Source organism: Acetobacter tropicalis (genome assembly GCF_030644465.1).
Lineage (GTDB): Bacteria > Pseudomonadota > Alphaproteobacteria > Acetobacterales > Acetobacteraceae > Acetobacter > Acetobacter tropicalis.
Genome location: NZ_JAUYUW010000001.1, coordinates 826225 through 838820 on the forward strand (window position 1 = coordinate 826225; position 12596 = coordinate 838820).

The following is a 12596-nucleotide window of genomic DNA, read 5'->3' on the forward strand; positions in this document are numbered from 1 at the left end:
CGCTTCTGCCTTCGGCGGAACCGGAGAAAGGCCTTTCTGCCATGATTTTTACGTAAGGCGCGGCTCTTCTCGCGCTGCCCCTACTCTTTTCAGGTGGAGCACCCCGCAAACACCGCCATGGCCCGCACGGCTTCCGGTGTCATCCCCGCTGCGCGCATCTCCCGCACGGACGCCGCACCATCCCGTTTGGACAGCCGCCGTCCCTGCGCATCACATAAAAGCGGATGAAACACATACGTGGGCGTGCGCCACCCCATAAGCGCCTGCAGCAGCCGGTGCAGGTCCGTGGCCGGGCGTAGATCCTCCCCCCGCGCCACCAACGTGACACCCTGCATGGCATCATCATGCGTGACACAAAGGTGATAAGACGCAGGCACATCCCGACGCGCCAGCACGACATCGCCAAACAATTCCGGCGTGCAGACCACCTGCCCCCGGTCCAGATCTTCATAAACCAGCGGCCATACGGAACGCTTCATCTGAAAATGGTCCTGCTCTGTGCCGCCGCCAATGCGCGCCTGTTGCTGCCCTTCGCCCCTCCTCCCCTGCGTTCGCTCCGGTGCGTGCGGAGAATGCCCGCACTGTGATCGTGCGGGAAGTGCTTCTGCTTCTGCTTCTGCTTCTGCTTCTGCTTCTGCTTCTGCTTCTGCTTCTGCTTCTGCTTCTGCTTCTGCTTCTGCTTCTGCTTCTGCTTCCAGGCTGGCTTTTTCACGCACCAAGGCAAGCGCTTTTTCCATATCCAGCCGCAGAACGTGTGGCTTGCCTTCCGCCAAACGCCGCGCCCGTTCCGGCCCGCTGATGTGACGGCAGGTTCCGGGATAGAGCAGACTGCCATCCGGGGCAGTATGTGGGGCGGAGAACATGCCCGCCTGTTCCCGTGCGATCTCCGAGCGGGTGCAAAAGCACGGATACAACACCCCCAGCCGGTCAAGCTCCGCCAACGTGCGGGCATAAGCGGGCATACGAGCCGACTGATATAGCGCCGCGCCATCCGGCTTCAGGCCCAACCAGTCCAGATCTTCCAGAATGGCGGTAGCGTATTCAGCGCGACAGCGTTGCGGGTCAATATCCTCCATCCGCACCAGCCAGCGGCCGCCCGGCTTTGCGTATCGCCACCCGAACAAAGCCGACGCCACATGGCCAAGATGCAGGAACCCGGTTGGACTCGGTGCAAAACGGGTGACCCACATTCACACTTTCCCCTTTACAGTCTGCAACAATCCCTTCCCACCAAAATGCCGTTTGAAACGCCGGCATCTGAAGGCCGATAACCGCCCTCCGGGGCTGAAAAACCAGATGTGCCAGCAGGGTGGCTGACATCGAAACGACACACCAAAACAATCAGCCACAAACACACCTGCCCGACCACCCTGACAGATTTTTCAAACAGCCTCCAGATGACGCCAATAGAGAAATAATACTGTTTTATGAAATACTTGCGCGTTTTCTTGCTGCAAGCCCGGTTATCTGCAATACTGTTGACACAAAGTGATCTCGACGACGCACCTCCAACGGCGTTCCGCTCAGAGTTTATAACGCCAGTGTTGAAGCTGCGCCCTCACGAGAAACAGGGAGGCGGGTTTTGGCTGATGGCAGTACGCTGAATTTTCCGGCACTGGTCCTTAATGCGGATTTTCGTCCGCTCTCTTACTTTCCGCTCTCGCTCTGGTCCTGGCAGGACACAATGAAGGCCGTGTGTCTGGACCGGGTTTCTGTATTGAGCGAATATGATGCTGAAGTTCATTCCCCCCACCGCACCTTCCGCCTCCCAAGCGTTATTGCGCTGAAAGACTACGTTCCAGCCGCCCGGAAACCAGCTTTTACCCGCTTCAATGTTTTCCTGCGGGATAATTTTTCCTGCCAGTATTGCGGTGACAAATTCCCCACACATGATCTGACATTTGACCACGTCATTCCGCGCTGCAAGGGTGGACGCACCACGTGGGAAAACGTGGTAACGGCCTGCGGTGTCTGTAATCTGCGCAAAGGCCCGCATCTGCCGCATGTTATTGGCATGCTGCCCCGCGCACGGCCTGCACGGCCTACATCATGGCAGTTGCAGGATAACGGGCGCGCTTTCCCGCCGAACTATCTGCACGAAAGCTGGCGTGATTACCTGTATTGGGACACGGAACTGGAAAGCTAGGGCAACAGCCCACACGCCTTTCGGCGCTTATTTGGTATAGCTGTAACCGTATTCATCCGCCTGCTTTTGCAGGTCTGGCGCATCTTTCAGGTTCAGCGGCAGCGGGTGTGCGTTTTTCTCACCCAACACCAGATTATGATTGCTCATACGCTGGCAGGTATTGGCTGCAAGCGGAAAGCTGAGAAACATGGGGCCCTTCATCTGCTTGCGCAGGCAGGACACATCCGTATCCAGCAGCGGCACCCGTCCAATTTCAGAAGAACAGCCGCCCAGCAGCGCCAATCCACCCAGCATCATGCCAAGGCCGAGGGTCTTTTTTGCTCGCATTCCCACCAAACTCACCATTTCCGTGCGCCATGGGGCTTTTGCCCCAGCCTTACCGGCGTCACATTGCCACGCCTGCTGCACGCAGCATAGAGCACCGGCTGGCACATCCCCCCCGTGCACACCGCATGACATGTCATGCCCAAGGAGGACTTTACTGCACCGGATGTTATCCGCACGTTCTGGCCCCATAATGGGAGCCACAATGCATCAGCTTACGTCGTACCCGGCACCCCGAATGGCGTTCTGTAGGGAAGACGTTCCAGCCCGCTGAGGGTCATACTGAATCTTCACTTCCCCGGTTGCCAGATTGACATCCGTATCCTGCACCCCATCCACGGCGGCCAGCGCGCGCTTGATGGCAGAAACACACCCGTCGCAGGACATTCCTTCGACAATGAAACTTGCCGTAGCCATAAGTCCATTCGCCTCCCATTTTGTCATGACTGCATGCAGCATACAGCACTTATTGGCCTGCCTAAAGCGGGGTCCTTACTTTCATCCCCTGTGCGCCGTGCCACAGGTGCGATAAAACCAGCCTATGCAGAAAATTCGCTCTGTTTCCCCATCGGCTTCCGCGCTTCCGTCTGCCTGGCGAGATACCGCGCCCCACCGGCTGATGCTCACAGCTTTGCTGAACATGCTGGATAACGCGCTGCTCACCACAGACAGCGCCACCCGCACACTGGAACACTGGTGCCGCACCCATCACCTTGCCGGAGGCACGCCTGCCGCACCCGCTGTCAGAGCAATTCTTGTGGATACCCCCCAGCGCCCGTGCCCAGATAGTTTGCGTGTGCATCTGGCCCTTCCCGCACAAGGAGAGAAGGCTCTGCGCTATCGGCATGTGCGGTTGATGTGCGGCAGTCTGGTGCTATCCGACGCAGAAAACTGGTATTTGCCTGAACGCCTGACGGCAAAGATGAACACAGCGCTGGAAACCACAGACACCCCATTCGGGCGTGCCATTGCAGATCTCGCATTCACCCGGCAGTTGGTGGTGGCAGAGCGGCTGTGGTCTCCCCTACCACAGGGATGGGAAAACACCCCTATCCCCGCCGGGACAGGCGAGACTCTGGATCTGGCACCGCAAACCCTGCGCCATCAGGCCGTGCTGCATCAGCCCGATGGTTTGCCACTCAGCGCCGTGATTGAAACCTATACCAGCGCGGCCTTCCACTTTCCGCCGCCTGACATGCCGGACGACCAGACTAAAAACTGACCGCACCCCGTCTGATCGTCTGATCGTCTGATCGTCTGATCGTCTGATCGTCTGATCGTCTGATCGTCTGATCGTCTGATCGTCTGATCGTCTGATCGTCTGATCGTCTGATCGTCTGATCGTCTGATCGTCTGAAGCGTGCTGACTAGACCGGGGCCTGTGTCAACAGGCTCCGGCAGGTCTCACGTGGCAGTTTCGTTTTCCGTTCAGACGTTTTCGCCCATCCGGGTTTCGTCCACAAACTTTTCTGTCTTGTCATCCAGCGCACGGGTTTTGCGTCCACCGGGGCCGTGCACATACAGATCCTTGCGGTCGATGGATTTCACCACATCGGGCTGGATCGGCATCAGGTAGCGGGCCTTGCGCATATGGTCGGCAAGCTGAAGCTTTGGGTTGAAGACCGAATTGAACTTCCACAGCATTTTGACAAAGTTGGTCTGCCCCTTCAGGAGCAGCCGTCCGGCAATGCCAGCGGTATCCTTGAGCGCCTGCCACCCCATATGCTTGGTGTTGAGCACCTGCTGGGTTTTCACCAGTTCCTCGTAGAACTCAGGCAATGGCAGTTTGGTAGGCAGAACAGCGTGCTGAATATCAAACAGGCGATAGTCACGCGTGGTCAGGCGGCGCGCTTCCCTGTGCCAGATTTCCGTGCCCGGATAGGGGGTGGTGACGGAAATATTCACAATTTCCGGAATTTCCAGACACCACTGGCGCACGGCTTCAAAGCGGCTACGGTCCCAATCGGGGTCAGCAATAATGTTGATGGCCACAATCAGACCCAGTGAACGGGCATAATCCAGAGCTTCAAAATTCTTGTCGAGAGAGACGCGTTTGCGGAACTGCTTCAGCCCTTCCTCATCCACCGCTTCCATACCGATGAAGATGTAGGAAAGACCAATTTCGCTCCAGACCTTGAACACGTCCTTGTTGCGCAGCAGCACGTCTGCACGGGTTTCAAGGTAGTATTCTTTCTTGATGCCGCGTTTCTTAATCTCATTGGCAATGGCCATGCCGTGCTCTTCATGCACAAAGGCCACGTCATCCACAATGAAAATACCCGGCTCCTTGATCTCCTCCAGTTCGTCCGCAATCACCTGTGGGCTGGCGGTGCGGTAGGAGCGACCATAGAAGGTCCAGGCGGAACAGAATGTGCAGTCCCACGGGCAACCACGCGCAAATTCGATAGACGCCGCCGGATCAAGCGTGCCGATAAAATACTTGTTACGGTGCCGCAGAAGATCACGCGCAGGGCGGATATCATCAAGGGATTTCACAAAAGTGGGCGGCGGGCCTTCCCCATCCATGGTGACCACACCGGGCACTTCCAGAATGTCCGTGCCGTCTTCCACCGCCTTCAGCAGCGTGCCAACGGATGCGTCACCCTCCCCTTTCAGGATACAGTTGACCGCCCCTTCAGACAGCGCCAGCACATCCCGCGCGATAAAGGAGACGGAGTGCCCTCCAATGAACTGGAAAATATTGGGATAATGCAGGCGCGTTGCGCGGCAGAGATCAATAATTTCCGGTACATTGGCCAGATAACTGCCTGAAAAACAGACCGCATCAGGCTGGAAATCATGCACCAGCTTCCAGTAATCCTTATGGGTCTCAACCTGTAGATCAATAATCCGGACATCGTGCCCGGCATCACGCGCCGCCCCGGCCACCAGTTCCAGGCCAAGAGGTTCGAGCCTGAGAAACACTTTTGTGTACATCAGAGCACTGGGATGAACCGCCAGAACTTTCATGCCATTCCTTTCGGTAGCGGCAGATGCAAACGCAGCATCGGGCCGAATGTGTCAGCAAGAGTTGAAGGCGCAAACTATAAACTATTCGCCTGCGGGAACATGGAGACAACCTGCCATCACCCATGCATCTGACGGCCACCTTGCTGAAGGGCGTATCAAAAAAGACAATAATGCCTTGATTTGAAATATTTTACTTTTGGCCGCCTTATAAAACGCACGCGCTGATCCGTGGATGCATGTCACTTATAACTTCTGCGTGCAGCACAGGCCCAAAAACAGAACAGGCCCGCACCCGGCATCCTGACGCATCATGCGCAGAATGCCCGGCCGGGCCTGTTGCTGAACCGTGCCTCCGCCCTTTTCAGGGCATCAGGCGTGGTGCCTCAATTCTTCTCAGGGAAGAATTTCGGTTTCCGCAAAGAAGAAGCGGATTTCGTTGGCAGCGTTTTCTGCGCTGTCAGAACCGTGCACGGAGTTTGCTTCAATGCTTTCAGCAAACTGAGCGCGGATGGTGTGTGCTTCGGCCTTTTTCGGGTCCGTAGCGCCCATCACTTCGCGGTTTTTGGCAACGGCGTTTTCGCCTTCCAGAACCTGCAGCACAACCGGGCCGGAGATCATGAAGGATACCAGATCATTGTAGAACGGGCGTTCCTTGTGCACTGCGTAGAAAGCGCCAGCCTGGGCCGGGGTCAGCTGCACGCGCTTCTGAGCCACAATTTTCAGGCCAGCGTCTTCAAACACGGCGTTGATCTTGCCGGTCAGGTTGCGGCGGGTTGCGTCGGGCTTAATAATGGAAAGAGTGCGTTCTGTCGCCATCTTGGGGTCTCCTCTGTGGTTCAGCCGCCAGAAACGCGGCCTTTCAGCCTGCTCCTCTAGAGCATATTCGCGCAGGCTGGTAGGTACTTCCCTCATCAAACGACACTTGCAGCAGAAACGAGAGCCCCGTTGAGTCTTCTTGTCATCTCAGACCTTACCCTCCGCATTGCAGGCCGCACCCTGCTTGATCAGGCTGACCTCTCCATAGAGCCAGGCCGCAAGGTTGGGCTTGTGGGGCGCAACGGAGCCGGAAAATCCACCCTGCTGGCCGCCATTGCGGGCGATATTGCGCCAGATGGCGGGGAAATCCGCCTCTCTGCCCGCGCACGCATGGCCCGCGTGAAACAGGAAGCACCGGCCGATGGTGCCTCGCTGATCGAGACGGTTCTGGCCGGAGACACCGAGCGCACGGCCCTGTTGACCGAGGCTGAAACCGCAACAGACCCCGTGCGTATTGCCGAAATTCACGAACGCCTGCGCGCCATCGGGGCGGAGAGCGCCCCTGCCCGTGCGGCTTCGGTTCTGGCGGGGCTTGGGTTTAACGCAGAAGCCCAGCTTCGCCCTGTGTCAGACTTTTCGGGCGGCTGGCGGATGCGTGTATCTCTGGCTACGGCGCTGTTTCTGGAGCCCGACCTGCTGCTGCTGGACGAACCCACCAACCACCTGGACCTTGAAGCCACCCTCTGGCTGGAAACATGGCTGATCCGATTCGCCGGTGCGGCGCTGATTGTCAGCCATGATCGCGGCCTTCTGGATTCGTGTGTGGATGCCATTGCCCATCTGGACAAAGGCAAACTGACCCTGACCCCCGGCGGATACGAGAATTTTGTACGAATCCGCACCGAGCACGCCCTGCAACAGGCCCGGCAGGCAGAAAAAATTGCGGCCCAGCGTGCCCATATGCAGTCCTTTGTGGACCGCTTCCGCGCCAAGGCCACCAAAGCCCGGCAGGCACAGGCACGGCTGAAAGCGCTTGAAAAACTGCCCGCCATTGAAGCCGTGGTGGAAGATGCGCCCACCCGCTTTGCCTTCCCGGAGCCGGAACAGCTTCCACCCCCCATGCTGACCATGAACCGCGTGAGTGTGGGCTATGCCGGCAAGCCTGTGCTCTCCAACATCTCGCTGCGGCTGGATATGGAAGACCGTATTGCTCTGCTGGGTGCCAACGGTAACGGGAAATCCACCTTCGCCAAACTGGTGGCGGGGCGACTTGAACCGCTCTCTGGCACGCTGGAACGCAATCCGCGATTGAAGATCGGCTATTTTGCCCAGCATCAGGCCGAAGAACTGGTGCTGAACGATACCCCGATAGACCATATGGCCCGCGCCCTGCCCAAAGCGCTGCCCCCCGTTATCCGTGCCCAGCTTGCCCGCTTCGGGCTGGATGCGGACCGGGCGGAAACCCCTGTACGCGACCTCTCGGGTGGTGAAAAAGCCCGCCTTCTGCTGGCGCTGGCCACACGGGATGCGCCCCAGCTGCTGATTCTGGACGAACCGACCAACCATCTCGATCTGGATGCGCGAGATGCGCTGGTGCGTGCCCTTTCCGAATTTGAAGGCGCCGTGCTGCTTATCAGTCATGACCCGCATCTGGTGGAACTGGTGGCGGACCGCCTGTGGCTGGTGGCGGATGGCAAGGTGACGCCTTTTGAAGGCGATATGGCGGAATACAAAAGCTGGCTGATTGAACAGAACCGCTCCGCCAACCGCAGTGCCAAACAGCAGGACACAGCCTCCCAGCAAAGCCGGAAGGATGACAGGCGCGAACGGGCGGAGGCCCGCAAGGCGCAGGCCCCCCTGCGCAAGATCATCAAGGATACCGAATCCCGGCTGGCCAAACTGGCCACCGAACGCGCCAAGATAGAAGCATCGCTGGTAGACCCCGCCCTTTATACGGATGGCAAGGCAGAAGATGTCACCCGCCTGAACACCCGGCTGGCCGCCATTGGCAAGGAACAGGCAGAAGTTGAAGAACGCTGGCTGGAAGCCGAAGCAGAACTGGAAGCCGCCAACGCCGAGGAAGACTGAAAAAGCAGGCAAGGCGGCCTCCTATCGGGGCTAGCCCTCCTGCTGCTCGGCATATTTTTCACGGCCTCTCTTACTATCGTGCGTCCTTATCCTCACCGTCTGTTTCCGTGAGTCTGCGGCTTTCTGCACCTGTATTCAGGACGCATCGTGCAATGTTCTCCCGTCCACTCCTTGTCCTTCTACAACAGGGGCGCAGGAAAAGTCCTTGAAGTGCCTGCTCTTTCCCGCCAGACATTTCTGCAATGGTTTAAGGAATACATCCCGCAAATTGTTTCAAAAATGACACTCCCTTACGGAATATCTGACTTTATTACAGTCCGTAATGCACCCAGGGCGCCTGTTCTGCCGTTGTCTGACCTACGCCTTATTGTGAAAGAGCCTTTTTTATGACGTCCGACTCTTCTTCTTCCACTGTAGATACTGCAACAGATACGCCGCTCCCTGCTCCGAATGCTGATAACAGCCCCGCCGCATGGCTGGGCAGCATCACGCATATTCTCCGTCTGACGCTAGCCCTTGCCGTCATTGCCCTGACGGTCTGGCTGCTGGGTGATGTTCTGACCGTTATTTTTGCCGCCACACTGTTTGCCGTGGTTCTGCATGGTCTGTCCCGTATTCTCGTGAAACATCTGCACATGCGGTACGGTTGGGCGCTCTCGGCTGTCACGGTTGGGTTGATTGCGGCCGTGGCCCTGCTGATCTGGGGCAGTGGACCGGCCATTGTCAGTGAGGTCTCACGCCTGCAGGATGCGCTGCACCAGCAGGAAACCTCTCTCCGCGCAACGCTGGAGAGCAGTCCTACCGGCCAGATGATTCTGAATTACCTGCCTGCCTCTCTTGGCGGGAAACAGGGTGGCGGCAGCAGTCTCGCTTCTCTGGGGTCGCGCATTGCAGGTTCCATGACGGGCATTGTGGGCTCCGCGTTTGGCGCACTGGGCACCATTGTGGTCATTCTGATTGCTGGCCTGTATTTTGCCATGTCTCCCTCACTTTATGCCAACGGCGCGCTCCGGCTGGTGCCCGTAACCCAGCGCCCCCGCGCCAAAGCCCTGATGCTGCGCGCAGGCCAGAGCCTGTGGGCGTGGGTGGCGGGGCAGTCTCTGGACATGCTGGTGGTAGGCACGCTTTCGGGCATTGGACTGTGGTTTATCGGGGTACCTCTGGCGCTGGCGCTGGGCGTGCTGGCGGGCCTGTGTAACTTTATCCCGTATATCGGGGCGATCATGGGGGCGGTGCCTGCCCTGCTGCTGGCACTTTCTCTTGGCACGCGCGAAACCATAATGGTGGCGGCGCTTTATAGCGTTATCCAGTTTGTAGAGGGGAATATTCTCGCCCCCGTCATCCAGCGCCATGCTGTGCAGATGCCCCCAGCCATTACCATTCTTTCGCAAACCTTATTCGGTGCCATCCTCGGCTTTCCGGGTTTGATCTTCGCCTCGCCTCTCACTGCTGCACTTCTTGCCATTTTTGATGGCCTGACACCCCCGTTAGGAGATGACGAACGCGTATAGACACGCTATCGTGACACTGGAGTAGGAAGACCGTAATCTTTTGGTAATTCGTTCCGGAGTCAAAGTTCAGGTAATGCGCATTCTTGTTATCGAAGACGACCTCACGGTCAGAAATTTCATCGCCAAAGGCTTATCAGAGGCCGGACATCTGGTAGAGCAGGCTGACAACGGCAAAGATGGCCTTGCGCTAGCCATCAATGAAAAATTTGACATCGTCATTCTAGACCGTCTGCTCCCCCATGGAGTGGACGGCCTGCACCTTATCAAAACCCTGCGCGGGCAAGGCAACCTGACTCCGGTGCTTATGCTCTCCGCTCTGGCAGAGGTGGAAGACAAGGTGGCTGGCCTTAAGGCTGGCGCGGATGATTACGTCACCAAACCGTTTTCCTTTGCCGAACTGGAAGCCCGCGTTGAGGCGCTGGTCCGCCGCAGCAGAAACGAAATCCAGCCCCAGACCCGCCTGACGGTAGGAGATCTGGAAATTGATCTGCTGTCCCGCGGTGTGAAACGGGCCGGACAGAGGATAGACCTTCAGCCGCGTGAATTCCGGCTGCTGGAATTTCTGATGCGCCACACAGGGCAGGTGGTTACCCGCACCATGCTGCTGGAAGGCGTGTGGGATTACCATTTTGACCCGCAGACCAACGTGATTGACGTGCATGTCTCCCGCCTGCGGCAAAAGATCGATAAACCCTTCGGTCGTCCGTTGGTGCATACTGTGCGCAACGCTGGCTATATGCTTCAGGAATAGGTTTTCCGTAAACAGAGCAGTCCTCCCAAAGCGGGAGTAACTTTACTCTGTTTGTTGCAACTTACTCGCATAAGCGCCGCTGCGAACCCCGCGGCGGCGCACTCTCTCCCTTATCTGAAAATACATTCGGAAACCGGCAACCAAGGTTAACCGTCTGCGCAGATACACACGCCAGATCCGGCACCCTCTACCATTCCCATCTGCACACGGTTTCTCCCGTCCCTTTCCCGCTTCTTCTCTTCCATTCGCCGAAACAGACGTAAAAAAGGCATGCTCTCCAGATTTCCGCCATGGATGTCCTGTAATATTGAAAATGAAGACTGTTTCAGAACGTTGCGGTGGGGCTGGTTTGAAAGATCCTCTTTCCTGGCCAGTATTGCTGTCTTTGCCGCGCTATAAAATAAGGACAATATCTGCCATGAGCCGCTTCTTTTCTCTCCGCTACGCAGCCCCGGTCGCTTGCGCCATGGCCATGTTCAGCATTGGGCCGGCCCATGCACAGGACAGTAAAGCCGAAGACTCTTATACCAAACTGGACCTGACAGGCTCGGGCTCAGTGGAAGCTCCACCGGATCAGCTTACCGCCAGCTTCCGTGCCCAAAGCCGCGATAGCAGTGCTGCCGCCGCCCAGCAGGCCGTTAACACACAGGTGCATAAGGCCGCTGAACTTGCCGAGCAGGCTGGTGGCGTAACCGCAGCCATTCTGCATTATTCGGTCTCTGAAATTCGCGGCGAAAAGGAAAAGCAGGCGTCCTCATGGTCCGCCAGCCAAACCATGACCTTCACCGCGCCAGACGGCAAAACCCTGCTGCCCCTGACCGGAAAACTTCAGGCCAATGGTCTGCTTCTGGAAGGGCTGGAATGGTCCCTTTCTCCGCAGAAGCAGCAAACCCTTCTGCTGGAAGCCGAAAAAGCGGCTGTTGCTGATCTAAAAAAACAGGCTGAGACTCTGGCCGCGTCCCTTGGGCTCCATGTGGTGCGTTTTGCCACGGTCTCTGTTTCTGGCACGCCGTTTCCGCGCCCTATGTTCATGGCCGCCATGGCCGCCCGTAGCGTTGCGGATGCTGCTCCCCCGCCTTCCAGCACTATGGAAACGCAGACGGTCCGCGCTTCCGCCAACGCCACAGTACTTCTGGCCCCCTGAACTGAGAAGAACGCAAACGCACCTCTTCCCCGCTTATCCGGTAGGCCCAACTCTCACGCCATTGGTTCTACCGGCCAACCGAAAGGGACATGCTACCAGACTTGCAGGATCTTCCGCCAAAAGGCCGCAACCAGAACCACCCCTCAACAAAAAAGCGCGCTGTGCAAGATCCTGCACAACGCGCTTTTTTATATCAGTCAGACACAAGCCTGAGAGGTCTCTGACAGGCCGTCCTGCCCCCTGTTACCGCGGTGCGAGCACCATGATCATCTGGCGGTTTTCAAGGCGCGGCATCTGCTCCACCTTGGCCAGTTCATCCATTTCCGTGCGGATACGCTCAAGAACCTTAATCCCCAGTTCCTGATGCGCCATTTCGCGCCCACGGAAGCGGAGGGTCACCTTGACCTTGTCGCCATCCCCCAGGAAGCTTTTCACGGAACGCATCTTAACCTGGTAGTCATTTTCGTCGATATTCGGACGAACCTTGACTTCCTTGATTTCGATAACCTTCTGCTTCTTGCGGGCTTCGTTGCGCTTTTTCTGCTGCTCGTACTTGAACTTCCCGTAATCCAGTATCTTGGCAACGGGCGGCTCAGCGTTCGGGCTGATTTCAAGAAGATCAAGCCCAACGCCGTAAGCACGCGCAAGCGCATCACGGGTGGTCAATACACCGGCCATCTCGCCGTTTTCGTCAATCAGACGAACCTGCGGTACACGGATCTCCTCGTTAACACGTGGTCCCTCGCGGGTGGGCGGCGCGGGAATAGGGGGTCTGGCTATGGTCAGCTCCTGTCATGGATTCAATAAACAAACAAAAGCACCCGCTTGGGTGCTTCCGCTCTGCACAGTATTATGTGCGCAATTCCGGGGCATTTATCAAGCGTGTCCGCGCAGAAAACGCCGTCA

General features: G+C 57.5%; 12 protein-coding genes. 6 read left to right on the plus strand and 6 right to left on the minus strand.

The annotated features are described in order from the left end of the window. Positions 1–89 precede the first annotated feature (89 nt). Complete coding sequence (locus QWU00_RS03650) at positions 90–1190, minus strand: glutamate--tRNA ligase family protein (RefSeq protein ID WP_304651023.1); 1101 nt, start codon at positions 1188–1190, stop codon at positions 90–92. Positions 1191–1582: 392 nt separating this feature from the next. Between QWU00_RS03650 and QWU00_RS03655 the strand changes: the two genes are divergently transcribed. Further along, the gene (locus tag QWU00_RS03655) at positions 1583–2146 is read left to right on the plus strand and encodes an HNH endonuclease (protein WP_035382261.1); all 564 of its coding nucleotides are present in this window, start codon (positions 1583–1585) and stop codon (positions 2144–2146) included. Between the two features lie 27 nt (positions 2147–2173). Here the strand turns inward: QWU00_RS03655 and QWU00_RS03660 are convergent, their stop codons facing one another. Both QWU00_RS03660 and QWU00_RS03665 read right to left on the minus strand, forming a co-directional pair. Continuing rightward, positions 2174–2473, minus strand: a complete 300-nt coding sequence (locus tag QWU00_RS03660; protein ID WP_035382322.1) for a hypothetical protein — start codon at positions 2471–2473, stop codon at positions 2174–2176. A 207-nt stretch (positions 2474–2680) separates the two neighbouring features. After that, positions 2681–2929 carry a heavy-metal-associated domain-containing protein gene (locus QWU00_RS03665; RefSeq protein ID WP_006560329.1) on the minus strand — a complete coding sequence of 83 codons (249 nt, stop codon included), beginning with the start codon at positions 2927–2929 and terminating at the stop codon, positions 2681–2683. A gap of 82 nt (positions 2930–3011) precedes the next feature. On the opposite strand from QWU00_RS03665, the gene QWU00_RS03670 reads away from it, so the two are divergent. Beyond that, positions 3012–3692, plus strand: a complete 681-nt coding sequence (locus QWU00_RS03670) for a hypothetical protein (RefSeq protein ID WP_035382262.1) — start codon at positions 3012–3014, stop codon at positions 3690–3692. Between the two features lie 206 nt (positions 3693–3898). Here QWU00_RS03670 and hpnR read toward each other — a convergent pair whose 3' ends face one another. Continuing rightward, the gene (gene hpnR, locus QWU00_RS03675; protein ID WP_035382263.1) at positions 3899–5440 is read right to left on the minus strand and encodes a hopanoid C-3 methylase HpnR; all 1542 of its coding nucleotides are present in this window, start codon (positions 5438–5440) and stop codon (positions 3899–3901) included. Positions 5441–5833: 393 nt separating this feature from the next. After that, on the minus strand, positions 5834–6256 hold the full coding sequence (ndk, locus tag QWU00_RS03680; RefSeq protein WP_035382264.1) for a nucleoside-diphosphate kinase: 423 nt from the start codon (positions 6254–6256) through the stop codon (positions 5834–5836). Between the two features lie 129 nt (positions 6257–6385). Here ndk and QWU00_RS03685 point away from each other — a divergent pair, with 129 nt between their 5' ends. From QWU00_RS03685 to QWU00_RS03700, 4 genes are all read left to right on the plus strand, one after another. Beyond that, on the plus strand, positions 6386–8284 hold the full coding sequence (locus QWU00_RS03685; protein ID WP_035382265.1) for an ABC-F family ATP-binding cassette domain-containing protein: 1899 nt from the start codon (positions 6386–6388) through the stop codon (positions 8282–8284). Between the two features lie 386 nt (positions 8285–8670). Beyond that, on the plus strand, positions 8671–9795 hold the full coding sequence (locus QWU00_RS03690; protein WP_035382267.1) for an AI-2E family transporter: 1125 nt from the start codon (positions 8671–8673) through the stop codon (positions 9793–9795). Positions 9796–9868: 73 nt separating this feature from the next. Next, positions 9869–10546 (plus strand): response regulator transcription factor, encoded by a 678-nt coding sequence (locus QWU00_RS03695; RefSeq protein ID WP_035382268.1) that lies wholly within the window; start codon positions 9869–9871, stop codon positions 10544–10546. Positions 10547–10964: 418 nt separating this feature from the next. After that, positions 10965–11690 (plus strand): SIMPL domain-containing protein, encoded by a 726-nt coding sequence (locus tag QWU00_RS03700; protein ID WP_035382269.1) that lies wholly within the window; start codon positions 10965–10967, stop codon positions 11688–11690. 243 nt (positions 11691–11933) lie between these two features. Here QWU00_RS03700 and infC read toward each other — a convergent pair whose 3' ends face one another. Further along, positions 11934–12455, minus strand: a complete 522-nt coding sequence (infC, locus tag QWU00_RS03705) for a translation initiation factor IF-3 (protein ID WP_035382270.1) — start codon at positions 12453–12455, stop codon at positions 11934–11936. Positions 12456–12596 lie beyond the last annotated feature (141 nt).

Coding starts and splice junctions, on each gene's coding strand:
- QWU00_RS03650 (WP_304651023.1), bottom strand. CDS start 1,190: ATGTGGGTCACCCGTTTTGCACCGAGTCCAACCGGGTTCCTGCATCTT.
- QWU00_RS03660 (WP_035382322.1), bottom strand. CDS start 2,473: ATGCGAGCAAAAAAGACCCTCGGCCTTGGCATGATGCTGGGTGGATTG.
- QWU00_RS03665 (WP_006560329.1), bottom strand. CDS start 2,929: ATGCTGCATGCAGTCATGACAAAATGGGAGGCGAATGGACTTATGGCT.
- QWU00_RS03670 (WP_035382262.1), top strand. CDS start 3,012: ATGCAGAAAATTCGCTCTGTTTCCCCATCGGCTTCCGCGCTTCCGTCT.
- hpnR (WP_035382263.1), bottom strand. CDS start 5,440: ATGAAAGTTCTGGCGGTTCATCCCAGTGCTCTGATGTACACAAAAGTG.
- ndk (WP_035382264.1), bottom strand. CDS start 6,256: ATGGCGACAGAACGCACTCTTTCCATTATTAAGCCCGACGCAACCCGC.
- QWU00_RS03690 (WP_035382267.1), top strand. CDS start 8,671: ATGACGTCCGACTCTTCTTCTTCCACTGTAGATACTGCAACAGATACG.
- QWU00_RS03695 (WP_035382268.1), top strand. CDS start 9,869: ATGCGCATTCTTGTTATCGAAGACGACCTCACGGTCAGAAATTTCATC.
- QWU00_RS03700 (WP_035382269.1), top strand. CDS start 10,965: ATGAGCCGCTTCTTTTCTCTCCGCTACGCAGCCCCGGTCGCTTGCGCC.